This window comes from Actinophytocola sp. (assembly GCF_036378875.1).
In the GTDB taxonomy this organism is placed as follows: Bacteria; Actinomycetota; Actinomycetes; order Mycobacteriales; family Pseudonocardiaceae; genus Actinophytocola.
In genome coordinates, this window is sequence record NZ_DASUVO010000036.1 from 26716 (window position 1) to 45033 (window position 18318).

The 18318-nt window shown below is 70.2% G+C and carries 19 protein-coding genes; 6 read left to right on the plus strand and 13 right to left on the minus strand.

All coding sequences use genetic code 11. From position 1 onward, the window contains the following. Window positions 1-842 precede the first annotated feature (842 nt). The 5 genes from VF106_RS09845 to VF106_RS09865 form a co-directional block, all read right to left on the minus strand. Window positions 843-2051 carry a vWA domain-containing protein gene (locus VF106_RS09845; protein ID WP_330839311.1) on the minus strand — a complete coding sequence of 403 codons (1209 nt, stop codon included), beginning with the start codon at window positions 2049-2051 and terminating at the stop codon, window positions 843-845. Window positions 2052-2062: 11 nt separating this feature from the next. Beyond that, entirely contained in the window at window positions 2063-3283 is a 1221-nt protein-coding gene (locus VF106_RS09850) for an AAA family ATPase (protein WP_330839312.1), read from the minus strand. Between the two features lie 65 nt (window positions 3284-3348). Continuing rightward, window positions 3349-4719 (minus strand): hypothetical protein, encoded by a 1371-nt coding sequence (locus VF106_RS09855; RefSeq protein WP_330839313.1) that lies wholly within the window; start codon window positions 4717-4719, stop codon window positions 3349-3351. Between the two features lie 549 nt (window positions 4720-5268). Then, window positions 5269-6198, minus strand: coding sequence for a DUF6461 domain-containing protein (locus VF106_RS09860; RefSeq protein WP_330839314.1), 930 nt, complete (start codon window positions 6196-6198; stop codon window positions 5269-5271). Window positions 6199-6208: 10 nt separating this feature from the next. Next, a complete protein-coding gene (locus tag VF106_RS09865) occupies window positions 6209-6382 on the minus strand; it encodes a hypothetical protein (protein WP_330839315.1) in 174 nt (57 codons plus the stop codon). Window positions 6383-6679: 297 nt separating this feature from the next. Between VF106_RS09865 and VF106_RS09870 the strand changes: the two genes are divergently transcribed. The 3 genes from VF106_RS09870 to VF106_RS09880 all read left to right on the plus strand — a co-directional run bounded on the left by VF106_RS09870 (window position 6680) and on the right by VF106_RS09880 (window position 9441). Further along, on the plus strand, window positions 6680-7027 hold the full coding sequence (locus VF106_RS09870) for a PadR family transcriptional regulator (protein ID WP_330839316.1): 348 nt from the start codon (window positions 6680-6682) through the stop codon (window positions 7025-7027). Next, window positions 6994-8058 (plus strand): hypothetical protein, encoded by a 1065-nt coding sequence (locus VF106_RS09875; protein WP_330839317.1) that lies wholly within the window; start codon window positions 6994-6996, stop codon window positions 8056-8058. Before VF106_RS09870 ends, VF106_RS09875 begins: the two co-directional genes overlap by 34 nt. A 90-nt stretch (window positions 8059-8148) precedes the next feature. Beyond that, the gene (locus tag VF106_RS09880) at window positions 8149-9441 is read left to right on the plus strand and encodes a serine hydrolase (RefSeq protein ID WP_330839318.1); all 1293 of its coding nucleotides are present in this window, start codon (window positions 8149-8151) and stop codon (window positions 9439-9441) included. Here the strand turns inward: VF106_RS09880 and VF106_RS09885 are convergent. The 5 genes from VF106_RS09885 to VF106_RS09905 form a co-directional block, all read right to left on the minus strand. Then, window positions 9353-9931 (minus strand): MauE/DoxX family redox-associated membrane protein, encoded by a 579-nt coding sequence (locus tag VF106_RS09885; RefSeq protein WP_330839319.1) that lies wholly within the window; start codon window positions 9929-9931, stop codon window positions 9353-9355. The genes VF106_RS09880 and VF106_RS09885 overlap by 89 nt on opposite strands. Beyond that, on the minus strand, window positions 9928-10350 hold the full coding sequence (locus tag VF106_RS09890) for a S26 family signal peptidase (protein WP_330839339.1): 423 nt from the start codon (window positions 10348-10350) through the stop codon (window positions 9928-9930). Before VF106_RS09890 ends, VF106_RS09885 begins: the two co-directional genes overlap by 4 nt. Further along, window positions 10350-12182 carry an ABC transporter ATP-binding protein gene (locus VF106_RS09895; protein ID WP_330839320.1) on the minus strand — a complete coding sequence of 611 codons (1833 nt, stop codon included), beginning with the start codon at window positions 12180-12182 and terminating at the stop codon, window positions 10350-10352. Before VF106_RS09895 ends, VF106_RS09890 begins: the two co-directional genes overlap by 1 nt. Then, entirely contained in the window at window positions 12179-12724 is a 546-nt protein-coding gene (locus tag VF106_RS09900; RefSeq protein WP_330839321.1) for a TlpA family protein disulfide reductase, read from the minus strand. Before VF106_RS09900 ends, VF106_RS09895 begins: the two co-directional genes overlap by 4 nt. A 79-nt stretch (window positions 12725-12803) precedes the next feature. Continuing rightward, on the minus strand, window positions 12804-13010 hold the full coding sequence (locus VF106_RS09905) for a hypothetical protein (protein ID WP_330839322.1): 207 nt from the start codon (window positions 13008-13010) through the stop codon (window positions 12804-12806). 214 nt (window positions 13011-13224) lie between these two features. On the opposite strand from VF106_RS09905, the gene VF106_RS09910 reads away from it, so the two are divergent. Then, window positions 13225-15006, plus strand: a complete 1782-nt coding sequence (locus tag VF106_RS09910; protein WP_330839323.1) for an AfsR/SARP family transcriptional regulator — start codon at window positions 13225-13227, stop codon at window positions 15004-15006. A 32-nt stretch (window positions 15007-15038) separates the two neighbouring features. Here VF106_RS09910 and VF106_RS09915 read toward each other — a convergent pair whose 3' ends face one another. Next, window positions 15039-15242 carry an alpha/beta hydrolase gene (locus VF106_RS09915; protein WP_330839340.1) on the minus strand — a complete coding sequence of 68 codons (204 nt, stop codon included), beginning with the start codon at window positions 15240-15242 and terminating at the stop codon, window positions 15039-15041. Between the two features lie 3 nt (window positions 15243-15245). Next, the gene (locus tag VF106_RS09920) at window positions 15246-15404 is read right to left on the minus strand and encodes a hypothetical protein (protein WP_330839324.1); all 159 of its coding nucleotides are present in this window, start codon (window positions 15402-15404) and stop codon (window positions 15246-15248) included. A gap of 10 nt (window positions 15405-15414) precedes the next feature. On the opposite strand from VF106_RS09920, the gene VF106_RS09925 reads away from it, so the two are divergent. Continuing rightward, complete coding sequence (locus VF106_RS09925; protein WP_330839325.1) at window positions 15415-15579, plus strand: hypothetical protein; 165 nt, start codon at window positions 15415-15417, stop codon at window positions 15577-15579. Between the two features lie 553 nt (window positions 15580-16132). On the opposite strand, the gene VF106_RS09930 is transcribed toward VF106_RS09925, so the two are convergent. Then, on the minus strand, window positions 16133-16651 hold the full coding sequence (locus VF106_RS09930; RefSeq protein ID WP_330839326.1) for a hypothetical protein: 519 nt from the start codon (window positions 16649-16651) through the stop codon (window positions 16133-16135). Between the two features lie 135 nt (window positions 16652-16786). Between VF106_RS09930 and VF106_RS09935 the strand changes: the two genes are divergently transcribed. Continuing rightward, window positions 16787-17800: an AraC family transcriptional regulator gene (locus VF106_RS09935; protein WP_330839327.1), complete on the plus strand. Its 1014-nt coding sequence runs from the start codon at window positions 16787-16789 to the stop codon at window positions 17798-17800. Window positions 17801-18318: the final 518 nt, after the last annotated feature.

The following is an 18318-nucleotide window of genomic DNA, read 5'->3' on the forward strand; positions in this document are numbered from 1 at the left end:
TCTGCGCCTGGCCAAGGAGAACCCGAACTGGGGCCACCGCCGGATCCACGGTGAACTCCTCGTCCTTTGACATCAAGGTCGCCGCCACCGTGTGGCAGATCCTCACCGACGCAGCATCGACCCCGCACCCAACCGTACGGTCCAACACCGGTGCACAGTTCCTCCGCTCCCAAGCCAACGCCCTACTGGCCTGCGACTTATTCGAAACTGTCACCCTCACCGGCACACGCATGTACGTCTTAGTCCCACCGTAGAATCTACATCCTCGGCGCCACAACATATCCGAGCGCGGCATGGATGACCCAAGCCGTCCGAAACCAGATCTCGAAGACGCCGACTACCGCGCACGATTACTCAAGACCGTTGACGCACATTGAATCCTCCCAATTTGCTCCCACTCCCACCCACGCTCAGCACCCTGGGATTGCTCACCGACAACAACAATGAGCCGACAGGAACGGCCCGACCGGCTGGTGCTGGGGGTCGGATGCGGTGTCATGTCGCCGAGTGCGCGCGCCGGACCTTCCGAGAGCAGGTGCCGGGTCTGGTCGAGCGGTACCAGCGACGGACCGTCCGACTGGGCGAGCAGGTCCGGGGTGTCGTTTCGTCGAGCCCGACGCGCGCACCGCAGGCGTACCCCGGTTCGACCTGTCCGCCCCGGCTCGCACACGTGGCTCCCGCACCGGCGACACCACCGGTGTCGCCGGCCGCGGCGCACGGACCTTGAAGGGCGCAGGCATGGCTGCCGCAGGATCGCACCCGTGACGTCGCGACAGCGCTTTCGCGGCGTCACGAGCGCGTCACCAGTGCAACGGGCACGGCCGCCCGCGCAAGAGAGAGAATCAGTTGACGGTGACCACCCGCGCCCACGCGGGTGGTGTATCCGGCACATAGTGGGGATTGTTCTCGTTCGACGGACGCTGTCGGGGAAAGAGGCCAACGACCGTCCGGCAGAGCGGTCGGGCATCGGGCCAGGGTGTCTGTCCGTCGGTCAGCGCCACCACGACGTCCGGGCGGGGGCTGGCGCGCAGGGCCTTGGCGAAGCCGGTGCGCAGGTCTGTGCCGCCACCGCCCACCAGCGGGATTCCCTCGGCACGGCACAGCGGTTGTGTGATGTGGGCGGCGGCGTCGCAGGACAGGACCGAGACAAGATCACGTCGACCGCCCACGGCGCGGGCGATCGCGGCGATTTCGACGATCGCGCTGCCCAGTTCGGCGTCGCTCACGGACCCGGAGGTGTCGACGATCACGCAGACACGAGGTGGCCTGCGCCGCAGGCTCGGCAGGACGACGCCGGGCAGACTGACCGACCGGCGCGCGGGTCGACCGTAGGTGTAGTCCTCACCGACACCGGGGCCGGAAATCGCCGTACGGACCGCCGCACCCAACAGGTCCCGCCACGGCTGCGGCGGATGGAACGCCTCCTGCGCCCACCGCTGCCAGCCCTTCGGGACGTTCCCCGGGTGGCCGGTGATGCCCTGTGCCACCCGGAACCGGACGGCGTCTCGTTCCTGCTCGCTGAGCCCGTGCGCGCCGTCGGTTCCCAGGTCCCAGTCCCGCTCCAGCCCGTCGGCGCCGCTGCCGCAGTCCAGCCAGGCAAATCCGTTGGTGTGCGGCCCGAGCCGGAACTGGCGCAGGTAGTCCTCCATCAACTGCCCCTCTGGCAACCTGAGCAGCGCAGGGTGGACGGCGCCCTCAGGTCGCACCAACCCATCGCCGAACACGTCGTCGTTGATCTCGCAGTCCGCGGCGATGTTCATCCGCAACCGCTCACCCGGCCCGGTCAGCCCGTGCTTGTCCGCGAACCGGTCGCCGCGCCCGTGATGGTCGCGCAGCAGGTGGGAGACCTCGTGTACCCAGACCCCGGCCAGCTCCGCCAACGGGGTGCGTGCCACGAACGCGGGCGAGACGTAGCACCGCCAGTGCCGGTCCACCGCCATCGTCGGCACTCGCCGCGATTCCACCGTGTGCAACGCGAACAACGCCGTCGCCAGATACGGCCGGTGCCGGACCGCGTGCAACCGGGCGGCGAACAGCTTTTCCTCGTCCATGGTTCCCGGCGTCATCGGTGGGCGACCGCGGCTCGGTCCGCTCGCTGCGACAGCGACACCGCGCCGGCCAGCCGCTCGATCGCCGCGGGCACCTGCCAGTCGTCGCGGCGCAGCGCGGCGAGCGTGGCCGCCGGTACGACCACGAGGTCCGGGGCGCCGGTATCCAAGGCCAGAACCAGCAGCGACCACGCCGCGTTCCAGCGGGACTGCTCCGGCCGCTTGCGCACCGCCGCCACCACGCCATCGAGCACCGTCTGACGCAGGTCGCCGCGCTCCGGCAGGACGGCCGCCGCCGGATCCGCGAGCAACACCTCGGGGTCCGGCAGATCCATCCGGTCCATGGCGGCCAGCAACTCCAGGCCCGGCCCGTCTCCCACCGTGCCCCGCGCCAGCATCGACAGCACTTCCCGGGAGGTGCCCGCCGCGGTGGCGAAAGCGACCAGGCGCAGTGTCATCTCCCAACTGCGTGGTGAGGGCCATGGACCGCCGCGGCGTGTTTCGTTCTTCGGCAGTTGATGCACGAGTTCGGGACGGGCGGCCAGAAGTTCGCACACTGCCCGGCGGGCGAACGTCACGGCGTCGCGCAGCCTTCCCGGGGCCAGCCGTGGCAGCGCTGCCGTTGGCCACGTCCCGCCCAGCCCGCGCACCACGACCTCGTGGTCGTAGGTCCACTGCAGATGGACGAACCGGTTGGCCAGCGGTGGGCTCAGCTCCCAGCCGTCGGCCGCGGAGGAACGCGGGTTTGCGGCGGCCACGATCCGGACCCCCGGCGGAAGGCGCAGGGCGCCGACCCGGCGTTCGAGCACGACCCGTAGCAGCGCGGCCTGGACGGCCGGCGGCGCGGTGGACAGTTCGTCCAGGAACAAGAGCCCGTGGCCGGCCCGGACCAGGCGCACGGCCCAGTCCGGCGGGGCCATCGGCACACCTTGCTCCGCGGGGTCGTCGCCGACCACTGGCAGACCGGAGAAGTCGGACGGCTCGTGCACGCTGGCGATCACCGTGGTCAGCGGCAGTTCGAGAGCGTCGGCAAGCTGGTTCAGGGCCGCGGTCTTGCCGATCCCCGGCTCACCCCACAGCAGCACCGGTAAATCAGCGGACACGGCCAGCGTCAAGGCTTCCAACTGGGTGTCCGCACGCGGCTCGGTGTTCGTTTCGTGAAGCAGGGCAAGCAGATCGGCGGCGACGTCCAGCGGCCGAACATGAGCCGTCTGGGAAGGAACAGATCCCAACATCCTGGATCACCTTTTGGTCGAGTCGGGGCCGTGCGTCGGCCAGACGAGGAAGCGAGATATGCGGGTCAGCGAACGGTCGCGTGGCGCGGGTGGTCCCGGACGTCGCGGTGGCGGGGGTCCCTGGCGGACGGGGGCGGGCCGAACCCGGCCAGTCCGGCCCGGTACAGCCCGTGGGCCACCTGGCGACGCACCGCCGTCTCCAGCTCGTCGCGCAGTGCGCCGCTGCGCAGGAGGACGTCCGGTCCGAGCAGACCTTCAACGGCAGCAAGGGCACCGGCGGTGTCGCCGTGGTCAAGACGGGCGCGAACGTCCACGAGACATTCCGGGTGCCGGTGTGCCTCGTCGATCGCTTGCAGGCACGGCAGCGCGGTACCGCCCAACGCGACCAGCAGCTCCTCGCGGCGAATCTCGTCGGGGTCGTGGTCAAGCGGGACGAGCACCCCGTTCACCACGCCGATTCGGTGCGTGGCGCCACGACACTCAACGAGGCGGGAATTCCCTGTGTTGTCCGGATTTCTTGCCGCACCGGCCGGTCGATGGCCCGGCAGGAGAGCCGAAGCGACAAGCGGGTGCAGCCGATCAGCGTCGATCAACCCCGCGTGCAGCAGCTCCAGGTCCGGTAGTACCCACGTCGCCGCGTCAGGCAGAACCGGCAGCGCACGGGCGCGGTATCTCGGGGAAGTCGGCGTGATCCTTGGCGTGGCCGCCCCGCCGTCCAGGGTCAGCACCAGCCTGCGCCGGGAACTGAGCCGCACGGTGACGACGCCGTCCGCGCAGCCCTCCGCGCGCAACAGCAGCTCCGCCTCCGCCACCCACCGGTCTGTGGCGCGGCCATTTCGCTCCGCCCCGAGGTCGGCGGCAATCCGATCCACCGCGGGATCGCTGCGCACGGCCCCGGTCCGCTCCCACAGCTCGCAGGCCCTGCGCGCGTCCCACAGGTGGCGGTGCAGATCGAGGCGAAACCGCCGGTCGGGCCAGGGATGAGGATGCACGCCCGCCCCGGCCCTTGGCCGGGACGGCTCCCACAGCGCGAGACTGATCCGCTGACCGGCATTCGCCCAAGCCGGCGGCGTACGCGCCACGAGGTGTATCGCGCCGCCGCTGTCAGCCGTCGGAGGGTACCGGGCCAGGGAGACGGTGAGGCCCGGCCGCAACAGGCCGTCAGGACCGATTCTCGGAAAATGCCAGCGAAGCAGGTCAGGAGCCAGATGACGCAGATCGGCGCGGACCTGTGCCCCGAACCGCCGACCATGGGCGCGACCCACGGCCCGCAGGTTCAGATCCACGTCGACGCGCGCGGCGGCGCATGCCCCGGCCCAGTCGCCCACCGCTCGGCGGACGGTCGCTGACTCGATCATCGACGGCGGCACGGCGAACTCGCGCACGTGCGCCCAGAAAAGGAGGCGGAGATTCTCGTTCGCGGTCAAGGAGCGCATCAGCACTCACCTTTTGCGAACGAAACCCCCGATCTCCCCAGGTAGGTGATCATCGTGGCAATCGTAGCAGGATCGGTCTGTCGGAACACGTGCCCGTGTAGCACGTGCCAGTCGAACCCAGAAAACGGTCTGGCTGCTACCAGCGTGCCGCCGGCAGCCAACCAATTGCAACTCGCCTCGACCTGTTGTGGACGTCCACAACCATGCTGAGCCGAGAAACAACGCAGGCACGGGCAGCTGGCCGTGCCATCAGGCCGTCGGGCGAGGGCCAGGACGATAGCCGGGCGCGGGCGACGCGCCGGAAGACCCGGGGCTACCGTCCTGGCCTGGCGGCCACACCATCAGGGTTATCCGCCCGTGAGGCCGATCGCAGCGCGCACGCGGAGCAGATCCCGCCTGCATAACAGCTCGGCGCGCTCATCCAGCGGGCGGAAACCGCCAAAGCCGTCCAGTTTAACGTCCGATCCCCTGGACGGCGCTCGGCCAGCACAGCTCACTGCGCGTCCACCAGCCCCGTCGACGCACAGAACCACCCGGTGCTGCTGACGGTCACCTCACCTGCTGCAGGGCCGCGCCCAGTGCGCGGGCGAGCCAGCCGTGGTCGAAGGCGCGGCGGCGGCGTTCCTTCTCGGTCATCCGTCCACTGTGGTCGTTGAGTGACTGGCCGGCGCGTCGGGACTCGGCCAGCCAGCCGCGGACGTGCTGGCCGAGCGGGCTTTCCGGGGTGACCGTGACCTTCTCGCCGCGTTCGGCGGCCGCGAGCGCCTCGGCGAGGCCCGGTGTGCCGGTCAGACCGAGCAGACCGGTGAGCCGCCGCACTTCGGTGATGGCGTCGACGGGCCCGTCGTGGCCAGGCCGGCCCGCCGGCTGCCTGGGCGTGTCGGTGAACCAGGGCTCGAAGTGTGCGCTGAGCAGCGGGCCGGTGAGGGCCTCGAAGGTAGGTAGGACACTCGTCAGCCGCTCGGTCAGCAGCAGGCTGCGAGCGGTGTCGTGGTCGAAGTTGTCGTCGTCCTCTCCCATGGTGAAACCGACGTCGTGCATGCTGGTGAGCAGGCGGTCGGGATCGGCGCCGTCCCGATCGGTGGGGAAGGTCGGGTCGAAGTAGGTGACCAGCTCACCGTCCACCGAGTAAGCGAAGCCGGGAGACGCGTAGTCGTGCCGCAGCACCGACACCGCCTCGGTTCCGCGTGACAGCACGGGAGTCATGCTGTTCCCGGAGAACCCGCGCGGTTCGAACACGACGGTCCACGTGCCCAGCGGAAGCGCCGCCGCCACCTCCGGGTAGCCGTTGTCGAAGTTCGTCTCGGCCTCCAACTCAGACGCGGTGCGAGTCGCGACGGTGCCGGGCAGGCCACCCATGCGGTGCAACGCCTCCCGCTCGTCGACGCCGCGGATGAAGGTGAGGCAGAAAATCTCACCAAGACACGGCTCCTGCCCCGGATAGTTGTCCGCCCAGCGAAGATCGTCGATGTCGGTCACGCGCGGCAGACTAGCGACGAATCGGCGACGCCGGTATGACGCGCGTGCTGCGGGAGAAACTGGTCCAGCAAGTGCCGGACAGCAGGGAACTGGCGATCACCCCCGCGGCCAGCAGCACCGTTCCGCTGCGGTGGAAGAACTCGTGTTCGGTCACGCCCTGGAGCTTCTCAGGTTTGCCGGACACCAAGCGTGTTTGTGGTTAGAGCAGGCCGCTTTCGTGCAGGCGGACTGCGGCGGTGATCGCCAGTCCTGTGGTCCCGGTTCCCCACACCACTCGCAAGACCTTGTAGCCCATTCGGCTCTGCGACGTGGGTCGGGGTTGGACAAGGACTCGGTCACGGTCCCGGACTGCGCGTGCGCCTGAACACGATCCTCCGCCCACGGACGCCGGTGACCAGGGGTGCAGGGCATGCTGAGGGCGTTGGCGGACCTGATACCGAAAGTGTTGCCTAATATATCGTTGGCCGATATATTAGGTCGTGTGACCAGTCGAGTGATGAGTGAGCAGGCGTTCTTCGTGCTCACGGCGTTGGTGGATCAGCCGCGCCATGGCTATGGGATCGTGGGCGAGGTGGCTGACCTGTCGGAGGGACGGGTGCGGCTGAAGGTGGGCACGCTGTACGGGGCGCTGGACCGCATGGTCGCCGACGGCCTGGTCGAGCCGGACCGGGAGGAGGTCGCGAACGGCCGGCTGCGCCGTTACTTCCGGCTGACCGAGCGGGGGCGGGACGCGCTCGCCGCCGAGGCGGCGCGGCAGGCGGCGAACGCCCGGGCCGCCGCGAAACGGTTGCGGGCGTGGCAGCCACGGACCGCGGGGGATTCGACGTGATGGAGTTGGAGCGGCGCTACCGGCGGCTGCTGCGAGTGCTGCCGGACTTCTACCGGCGGGCGTGGGAGGAGGACATGGTCGCCACCTTCCTGGCCGGCGCGCTGCCGGAGGATCCCGAGGACGCGGAATTCACCGCCGAGTACGGACGCCCGGACTGGTCCGAGGTGGCCAGCATCGTGGCGTTGGCGGTGCGACTGCGTGTTGGCGGCGCCGGCGCGCCGGCGCGTTCGCTGGCCTGGGGCGAGGCGGTACGTCGGGTGGCGCTGGCGGGCCTGCTCGCCCACGCCGTGAACGCACTGGCCGGTCTGGGGGCACTGCTGTGGTCGCCGTCGCGGTTCGGCGGTCATGGCGTTCCCGACCAGGACGTCGTGGTGTGGTCGCTGTTCGGGCTGGGCTGGGTGGCGGCGTACCTGGCGCTGGTGTTCGGGCGATGGCATCAGGCGCGGCAGTTCGCCGGGCTGTCGCTGCTGGTCGTCGCGATCTCCGCGGGGGTGGACCTGGTTGTCACGGACGGGGCGTACCTGCTCTCCCGCGGCGTCGGGCTGCTGGTGGTTGCCGTGCCGGTGCTCGCGCTGGTCGCGTTCCACGATCAGGCCCTGCCGGTGCGGCCCAGACCCTGGCTGGTCGCGCTGCCGGTCGGCACGGTCCTGGTCACGGTCGTGCTGCTGGCTACCCAGTACCCCGGCGGCGGGAACCTGGTGGACTGGCCCGGTCTGGCCTGCGGCGCGGTGTTCGCCGCCGCCCTCGCCTACCAGGTCGCGCCCACCGCGGGGTGGGGCAGTCCGTCATGGCCGGCCGCCCTCGTGCTCCTCGCCGTCGCCACACTGGTTCTGCGGGCGATAACGCTGCTGGACTACCTCCAACACACCCCGGCCCCGGAACGGAACCCCCTGATCACCGCCGCCCTCGTGGAAGGCATCGCCGTATTGGTCGTTGCCGTCCCATTGGCCCTCCGCGCCATCCGGACGTTCCGAATCCTGCCCACGGCCACCGATCCGTTCGCGCCATCCCCCGCGCGGCCCGACGCCTGACCGGCCGGTGACACCACTGCTTGCCGACCAACGAGTCCACAAGGGAGTGCATCCGCGATAACACGTCGCGTCCTGCTGACCCTGCTCACCATGCTCACGCTCCTGACAACAACTCGTCGCCGAGGGCAGGGCCAGTCTCGACGACACCCTCGAGCACCACCTGCCGGGACTGGTCCCCGGCAGCGACCGGATCACACCTCCACAGCGGATTTCCTACACAAGCGGTTCCGCACCTACACCCCACGCGAACTGGTCGCCCTTGCCACCAGCCAGCCACCCCTGTTCGAGCCGGACACCTCATGGTCCTACTCCAACACCAACTACATCCTGCTCGGCCTGGTGATCGAACACCGCACCGGCCAACCGCTGGAAACCGTTGTGTCCCAACGCATCCTGCGCCCGCTCGGACTACGCGACACCGAACTCCCCGGCACCAGTCCCTTCCTCCACGGCCCACACGCCCACGGCTACCTACCGATCGAACACGACGGCCAGATCCACCCCCTGGACATCACGATCCTCAACCCATCAGCCCCGTGGGCCGCCGGCGCGATCATCTCCACCACCGCCGACCTCAACCGGCTCTACCACGCACTGCTCGGCGGCCACCTGCTGCCCCCAGCCCAACTCCAGCAGATGATCTGCAACCCGACCGGCCGCAACGAGTACGGTCTGGGCATCTCCCGGCTCGTCCTACCGTGCGGCATCACGCTATGGGGTCACACCGGCGTCATCCAGGGCAAGGTGCTGTTCTCGGTGATCAACGTCGTTCTTCGTCGCCGGATGTTGCCCGGCCGCACCACATCACACCCGCACGAGCAGGAGTGTGGTCGTACCTCGCGGCGGGATGTTGCCGCACGACCACCTGCGAGCCGTGTCGCTGTCACCGTCCGAAGGCATGGTGATGCGCCACTACTCGGCGACCCAGCGGCCCCACCCAGCAGGATCGCCGCGGCCACCGGCCTGCAACGCACCAACCTCTCCACCACGCTGCGCGGACTCGAAACCAAGGGGCTCATCGAGCGGCGCACCAGCCCCGACGACCGGCGTGGGGTGACCGTCCACGTGACCGAACACGGCAGGACGAACTACCACCTGGTCCGACATGAATGGGCCACCGGCGTCGCCCACGGCCGCCGGTCACGACACCACCAACCTCGACACGACGCTGACCTTGCTCGGCACCGTGGAAGCCGGCCTCGTCGCGGCACGATCGGGAACTCCACCTACAAAGCCCGCGGTCTGACCGGCCGGTGTCACCGATGGCCGCGTGGTCCCGAGAGGCACCGCGGCATCAGTGATCGGCAACCCTCGACGGCTCACGGCTGGCCGGGCCGCGGGCCGGCGGCCCGACGAACAGTTCGGCGAGATCGTCGAACCTGACGACCAGTACCGCACCGACCGCACCGACCGAGGCCGCGAGCGCCGCCGTCGCCAGGTCCGCAACGTCCATAGCGGACAGACCGAGCACGGCGACCAGCAGCAGCAGCGCATTGCGCACCACGTGCCGGTGGGCGAGCGGGGTGCGCGCCGGTCCGAAACAGCGGCACACGGCACCGGACCGGCGCGCCACCGCCCTCCAGACCGCGACGGTCAGCACACCGAACAGCCCCACCGCGAGCACCAGCCCGGTGCCGGCCAGCCATCGCCCGGCACCGGCACCGGCGAGCACGACACCCGCGAGCAGCAGGCCGGTGATCACGAGCTCGGCGGCGAGGGTGGCCGCGGCGTACCAGCCCGACCAGCTCGCGGGGATCCCGAAGGCGGGCACGGAGGCCACGAAGTCCGCGTAGTCCTTGCGGCTGCGTACTTTGCTCAGGGCGGACACCAGCAATACGAGTCCACACAGTACTGCCGCGCCAACGGTGATCATCGTTCACTCCCCGCCATCGGACGGAGCACGACGCCGATGAGCGCGTCCTCCGGAATGTAGCCCAGGCGCCGGGAGTCTTTGCTACGGCGGGGATTGTCGCCGAGGACGAGCAACTTGCCGGCCGGCACGACAGGATCGGGCACGGGTATCCGCGGGGGCACCGGGTCGCCGGGCACGGCCACGGCCCGCTTCACCATGCGCCCCTCGGTGGGATCCCCCGGCGCGGCGGCGACCCGCACGACAACGATCTGACCGGCCCGGACCCGCGCCAACCGGGATCGCCGCACCAGCAACCGATCCCCTGAGACGTAGGTGGGCTCCATGCTCACGCCTCGCACTGTGACCACGAGCAGCCGACGCCGCAGTGCCACGCCCCACCCGGCGAGGACGACGACCGCCGCGGCGAGCAACCACCACATCACCCGGACACCACCTCGTCATAACCCGACGCCTGCAGGCGGAACAGGCGCGCGTACGAACCGGATGTCGCCATCAGCTCGTCGTGCGTGCCCAGTTCGGTCACCGTGCCATCGGCGAGCACCGCGATCAGGTGAGCCTCGCGGACCGCGCTCAGGCGGTGTGAGATCAGCACGCTCGTCGCCCCTTCGCGATGGTGGCGCAGGCTGCTGTGCACCTCGTGTTCGGCCTCCGCGTCCAGGCCCGCACTCGGTTCGTCGAGGATCATCAGGTCTCTGCGGTCCCGGAGAAACGCCCTCGCCAACGCCAGTCGCTGCCACTGGCCGCCGGACAGCAGCACGCCCGTCTCCGGGTTGTCGCGGTCGGCCTCGTCGAAGAACATCCTCGACAGGAGGGTGTCGTAGCCGCGCGGCAGCGCGGCCACGATGTCGTGGGCGCCCGCCCGGCCCGCGGCCGCCACGATCCGCTCCCGGTCGTCCATAGCGGACACGTCACCCAGTCCGATGTTCTCCGCGGCACTCAGGTCGTAGCACATGTAGTCCTGGAACACCGCGCCGATGCGTGCGCGCAGCTCCTCGGCGCCGAAGTCCCGCAGATCCACACCGTCCCACAGGATCGCGCCGCGGGACGGGTCGTAGAACCGGCACAGTAGTTTGACCACAGTGGACTTCCCGGCGCCGTTCAGGCCGACGAGCGCGAGCGAGCCGCCGTGCGGGATGGTCAGGTTCACCCCGCGCAGGACCCACGGCTGGTCCTCCGCGTAGCGGAACCACACGTCCCGCAGTTCGATGCCGGAACGCAGCGGCGGAACCGGCAGCGCCGTGACGGGAACGGACAGGTCCGGAGATTGGGCCTCGATCTCCTGGTAATGGTGGAACAGCGTCACCGAGTGGTGCGCCGACGCCAGGTTGCCCACCAGGCTCCGCACGCCACCCTGCACTCCGGCCACCGAGACGACGAACATGGCCACGTCACCGATCGACAGGCCGCCACGCGCGGCGAGCCACACCGACCACACCAGACCCCCGGCCGACACCAGCGCGGTCAGCCCCGCCAGCAGCCCGTGGGTCCGCGCGTCCCTGCGGTCCTGGCCGTCGACGACCGCGTGGGCGGCCGTCAGCTCGACCAGCATGCGCCGCCGGAACAGGTCGCCGAGGCCGAGCAACCGCAACTCCTTCGCCGCGTCCAGGCTCGCCAGCAACTCGGCGTAGAACACCTCGCGCCGCTCGGCCGGCGCGATCGACCACAGCACCGCCGCCCTGGCCCGGCTCATCCGCAGATGCGCGAACAGCGCGGGAACCGCCGCGAGCAGCACGATCACCGCCATGCCCGCGTTGATGACGAGCAGCGTGGCGAGGAATCCACCCGTCGTCACGGCCGCCGTCACCGCGCCCAGCCCGTCGTCGACGAGCTGGCCCGGTCCGCTGCGGCCGGTCTGCTGGGCCAGTCGCAGCCGGTCCCGGAAGGCGGGGTCCTCCAGTCGCGTCAGGCCGGTCAGCCGACCCATCGCCCGGTACAGCCGGTCCATGGCCAGCACCGAAACGGCACGGTCGAGCCGCTGCTTCAGGTACCCGGACCCGATCGGCAGCAGTGCGGTGACGAGCCCGGTCACCGCGAGGGCAACCGCCCACGGCAGCAGCGCCGCCCACACCTCGCCGGCAGCGAGTCCGTCCAGCAACACCTTGGTACACCAGGCCGTCACGACCGGGGCCACGCCGCCGAGCAGGCACAGCAGCACATACTGCGGCAGGCCCGCCGGGGCGGCCTGTCTGGTCAGGCGGACCGCCGCGACCAGCAGGGCCCCTACCCGGCGGGCACCGAGGGAGACGTTCACAGAACGGCCGGCACCGGCAGCGCCGACATCTCCCACCCGCTGGCGAGCACGGTCCCCTCGGCGTCGACCAGGCACAGCGCGGGGTAGCCGGAGGCGCCGAACGCCTTGTGCACCGGGCCGCCGTCCGCCTCGACGACGACCTCGGCCACCTCGCCGAGGCGGGCCACCATGTCAGCGGTCTCGCCGAACCCGGCGGCGGCGACCGCGATCACCCGGCCGTCGAACCGGGTGGCGTACTCGATGAACTGCGGCATCCGCTCCTTGCACGGCTCACAGCCCGGCGAGAAGAAACCGACGAGAAGGCGCGAACCGTCGGTGTTCGCGTCGGACAGCGGGGCGCCACTCACGGCGGTCGCGGCGAACTCGCCGACCGTGGCCCCGGCGGGCAGGGCGATGTCCGGTCCGGCGGCGGCCTGTTGCTCGCGCATGGTGCGCAGGGTCTCGTTCTGCTCGCGCAGCCGCCGGATGATGCCGAAGCTGAGCAGCAGGTCCAGAACACAGAGGAGGCCGACGAGCACGACGCCGGCGGTCAGGAAGGGCATGAGGGAACTCCGAGGCAGGACAGGTGGACTGCTGGCGTGAGGTGAGCGGCGGGGGACGCCCGCCGCTCACGGCATCTCGTCAGATGCAGGACTTGAAGACCTGGCACGGGCCGCAGACGGGCTGGCACGTCCGGGAGTCGAGCCAACAGTACTTGCGAAAATCGCTGCGTTCACGGCAGTAGCAGTGCTCGTACCACGAATCCCGCGGACAGGCCGCACCCACGTCCACCTTGGCCACGAACAAGCTCAGCACCCTGTCGCTGAGCGACTCCAATGTCTTGCGCATGTACTGCGCTCCTCACTTCCTCCGCGCCGGTCGGCGTCGGCCGCACACAAGGTAGGAGAGGCAGGTACATGCCGGTGGACAGCGGAGATACACGCCAGCGTGTATCCATTGTGCACAGGAAGTGTGATCAACTTTCTGCCCAGGTCGACGCGACCTCGCGGGGAGGGTCGCTGTCGTCGACAACGTCCTGATCATCAAGGCGCTGGAGAGGTGTGTGTCGTCACTCGACTTCAGGATCCTCGGGAGACTCGAGGTACGCACCGGCGCGGGGACCGTCGCGCTCGGCTCGCTCAAGCAGCGCGTACTCCTGGCGACGTTGCTGCTCAACCCTGGTCGGGCAGTGCCGATACGCAGGCTCGTCCAGGCGCTCTGGGGCCACGAGCCGCCGGTGTCCGCGGTGGCCAACCTGCGTACCTACGTCAACCGGCTCCGGCGGGTGCTGCCGGGCGACCCCCGGCTCGTCGCGCGTGCGGCCAGTTACGAGCTGACGCTCCGGGACGGCGAACTCGACCTGCACATGTTCACCGTGCGCGCCGGCGCGGGCCGGGCGGCGCTGTCCCGCGGTGACCACGCCGCGGCGGCGCGACACCTCGGCGAGGCGCTGTCGGCCTGCCGCGGCGCTGTGCTCGAGGATCTGACCGACAGCGATGGCATCGCCGGCCTGGTCGCGCCGGTCGAGGAGCTGCGGCTGTCGGTGACCGAGGACTACTTCGACGCGCGGCTCGGTCTCGGCGAGCACCGCGAGGTGGTCGCGCCGCTGCGGGAGTTCGTCGCCGAGCACCCGCTGCGGGAGCGCCCGTGGGCGCAGCTGGTGACCGCGCTCTACCGGTCCGGCGACCCGGCGGGCGCGCTGGCCGTCTACGCGGACTGCCGCCGCGTGCTTGCCGACGACCTCGGGCTGGAACCGTCGCCGGACCTGGCCAGACTGCATCGGGCGGTGCTGGACCGGGACCCCGCGCTGGCACCGAACGCGGCAGGTCGCGTGCGGATCCCCGAGACGCCCGCGCCGCGGGAACTGCCTGCGCGACACCGGTCGTTCGCCGGCCGCGCGCGGGACGCGGCACGGCTGCGCACGCTTCTCGTGGCGCCCGAGCGGTTCGGGCCGAGGGTGGCGGTGGTGCACGGCCAGTGCGGCATCGGCAAGAGCGCGCTGGTGCTGGAGGTCGCGCACCGGGTCGCCGCGCGGTTCCCCGGCGGGCAGCTGTACGTCGACCTCTGCGCGGAAGGGCCGGCCGGGCGGTTGCCGCACCGGCTGCTGCGGCACCTCGGTGTGCCCCCGTCCGACATCCCGTGGACGCTCGACGGGGCGGCCGCCGTGCTGCGCTCGCAACTCGCGCACCGCGCGGTACTGCTCGTGCTCGACGGCGCGACCGAGCGGACCGCGCTGCGTGACCTGGTGCCCGCGGGCGGGTCGTGTGCCGTGCTGATCACCAGCCGCTCGCCGCTGATGCTCGACGGTGCCGAACACGTCAGCCTCGTCCCACTGTCCGATGTGGATGGTCAGGAGCTGCTCGTCCGGCTGGCGGGCCCGGCCAGGGTGAACGCCGAGCCTGCCGCGGCGGCCGAGATCGTCCGGTACTGCCACGGGATCCCGCTCGCCCTGCGGATCGCGGGCACGCTCCTGGCCTACCGGCCGGCCAGGTCGCTGTCATGGCTGGCGCGCCGGCTGGCACCGGAGAAGCACCGGCTGGACGCGCTGAGCTTCGGCGGCGAGTCGGTGCGTGCGCACTATTCGTCCGCCTGCCGGCCCCTCACCGGCGAGGACCCGCTCGTGGGTGCCGCGTTCCAGCTGCTCGGGAGGCCCGGGTTCGAGGTGTGTGACGTCGAGGAGGCTGCCGCCGCGCTCGGCGCGTCCACGATGAAGGTCGAGGCCGCACTGGATCGCCTGGTCGATCTCGGCATCGCCGAGTGGGGCGAGCACGACACCTACCGGCTGCCGGTGCTGATGCGCCTGTTCGCGGCGGAGCTGACGATGCCGTCGGCGATGGCCTGGTGAGCGAGGCACCGCTGAGCCGGGCTCGGGATCCGTCAGATCAGGTTCGGCCGCACTGTCGCCGTAGGGGCTTCGGGTGCGGGATCGGGTGCGCAGAACATGTCCCGCGCGGGCAACACGCCGGTCTCCAGGAACCGGCGTACCTCGCGGACCGCGCATGACGGGGTGCTGGGGTCGTAGGCGCCGTGGTTGCCGGTGTCGACCGTCACGGCTGCGCAGGGCCGCCTCTGACGGCGCAGCGCTCACGCCGAAGGCGCGGCGTCGAGTTTGCGGAAGCCGGTCTCGGTGCGCTCGACGGTCTGCCCGAGCACGATCGCCGCCCGCCCCCGGCGGGGGACGTCGACGAGCAGGACATCGCTACCCGAGTCCTCCGGCGCGTGCCCGCCGCACCCGGCCGCCATCACCTCACGGTTGTCCAGCCGCCAGCGTCATCCGGTCCGGCGCACCGGCCTCGACCGCCAGCTGGTGGCGCGCCAGGTCCTCGAGCACCCTGGTGTCGGGCAGGTCTGGGTGCCGGCGTCGGTCGCAGCGGGGAACTGGACAGTCATGTCGGCGACCATGTCGCCGGCGACGTAGATGGCCAACTGCCCCAACTGCTGGGCTGTGCGATCCCGAGGTGGTCCAGCTCGTAGGTGACACCGTCGGTCGAATCTCTTGCCCACAGCGAGACATCAACTTCCTCGGTGCGATCGAGGTGGTCATCGAGGGTGAGTTGGCGCGGCTCGGTCTGACCCAGGTATCAGCCGCTGCGTGTGCGCGACACGCGGCTGATGGTCGCGGCGCATGTGCCCTGCGGGCGCCCACGACTGGCCACGGCGCGGTCGCCCACCTCGACGCCCGGTCTCCCCGGCCCAGCGTCGCCGGGTCAGCGAGACCGCCGGGTCTATTCCAGGTCGTCCCATGCCCACCGCGAGGTGGCGGTCCCACCAGGCTCCCTCCCGAACCAGCGGGACCGCGACGGATCAAAACCGAGGGCGCGCAGCATGACCCGCTGACTGAGCGGAAGCCCCATCATGGTGATGACCTACGAGCCCAAGCGCCGTAACAGCGACTCGTCCAGCCGGCATCCGGGAGCCGCCCGGCCCTGTCGAGGCCAAAGTCTGCTCGCAGACATCGGTCAACCCAGCCTTCACGATCGATTTGTGGCGTAGCGCTTTGAGGTCCTACCGCCGCTTACCGCATCGATCGCCCAGGTGGCAAGGAGGACGGCGAGGCCACACCAGCCCGCGATGAAGAACACCGTCTTCCCGAGCGTGCAGGACGATTGCAGGAAGTTGAGCCAGTCCGGATGCCGGTCACGGAAGGCGATCAGCGCGAGCATGGAGACGTTCTCCAACGCGTCCATCGTGGGCGCCAGGACAAAGGCGACAGTGGTGAGCCTGCCCAGCCGGCGTACCCAGGCTCCGGCGTTCTGACGGCCGGCGGCGAGCAGCGTCAACGCGGTGAACACCAGCAGCGTGCCGACGATGATGGTGACGTCAAGGGCCTGGACGAGGACGAACTGGTCGAGGGTCCCGTCGCGCTCCAGCGTATCCAGGGCGTCGTACTTGCGCTGGAGGTCGAAGCTGAGCGGCACACCACCGAACCCGGCACCCGGGTAGTGGACCCGAGTGAATACCTGTTCAGTGACTATGCCGCCGGGCACCATGATCAGCAGGCCAAGGACGAGGCGGGTGAGGGGCCTTCTCGGTCTCATGTTCCGAAACTAGGAGCCGGCCGGGGTCAGTAGCATGTGCTCCGGTTACAGCATTCTGGCATCTAGTACCAGAACTGGACGGCGACGGTGGCACACCCTGCGACGATCTGCGCGGCGCTGATCAGCAACACGGTCGCATCGCTGTCCGGCGCCGGCGCCGACCCGGCGGCGATCGAGCGCACGCTCGGGTTCGGCCTCGACCGGCTGGCCGACCCGGACGAGCAGCTACCGCTCCGCCACCTGGCCCGGTTGGAGCGGGAGTCACCGAAGCTCACCGGCGACCCCGCGATCGCGCTGCACCTGGCCGCGCAGTGCCGGGGAGACGGCGGCGACGTCGGGATCGTCGGGCACCTGGCCGCACACAGCCCCACCGTCGGCGACGGCATCCACCAGGTTGTCCGGTACGCCAACCTGCTCGGGACAGGGATCAGCCTCGCGCTGCGGCGACGGGATCCCACCGCGGAACTGATCTACGGCAGGACCGACCCCGACCTGGCGACCGTCCAGGGCGCCGAGATGGCGTTGGCTGAGACGGTCATGACGCTCCGGCAGCTGGCCGACGACGTATTCGACCCGGTGATCGCGCGGTTCCGCCACCCACCGCCGGCGTACGTCGCCGAATACCGGGTCGTCTTCGGCGATGCCGTGCGCTTCGGCCAGGCGGCCGACAGCGTGACGTTTCCGTCGACGGTACTGGACCTGCCCTCGCCACAAGCGCAGCCCTACGTCGGCCGTGTCTTGACCGAGCACGCCAATGCGCTGCTGGAGCGGGCCGACGCCGCCGGGCCGTACCGTCGACGGGTCCAGGAGAGCATCCTGCTCCAGCTCCCGCACGGACCCGCCAGCGTCGATCGGACCGCTCGCGTCCTCGGAATGAGCCGCCAAACCCTGTACCGCCGCTTGAAGGACGAAGGCACCTCGTTCCAGGCGTTGCTCGACGACATCCGCCGCCGGTCAGCCGCTCGATACCTGGCCGAGCCCAGCCATGCGCTCAGTGACGTGGCGTTCCTGCTCGGCTTCAGCGACTACAGCGCCTTCCACCGTGCGGTGCGGCGTTGGTTCGGCGTGAGCCCGCACACCTACCGGCAGCAGTCACGCTGACCCCAGTCGTCGGCACACGACCAGGTCCGTACCACCGTCGGCGCTTGGTGAGATGACTCGCCAAACTGGCAAGACTGACACCGCCAGGATGAGACAAGCGTGCTCCGGCGAGCACGAGTCCGCCTGTGATCCGCGCGCCGTCCAGGCACACCCCGCCATTGACGGTGAAGGCGTTGCGCTCCTCGGTATGGCCCCGACGGCAGAACATCCCGTTGTCGACCCGCAAACCCGCGGCATAGAGGGCAGTGTGTCCCTCATGGCCCAGGCGTGCACCGTCGGCTTCCAGATATCCGCTGACATGCGCACCGCGTAACCGGACCTCGCCCTGGACCTGCATGTCGTGGCAGTACATCGCTCCCGCTCGCGTCCAACCGCGGTACGACGCACCCGCGGAACCGGACACTGCGGGCAGACGCCTCGGCCAGCCGGATCTCGGAGTCGAACACGCACTGCTGAAAATCCATCGGATGCGGGATATCCGCGTACGCCAGATCGAGCGCACCGTTCACCTTGGCTCC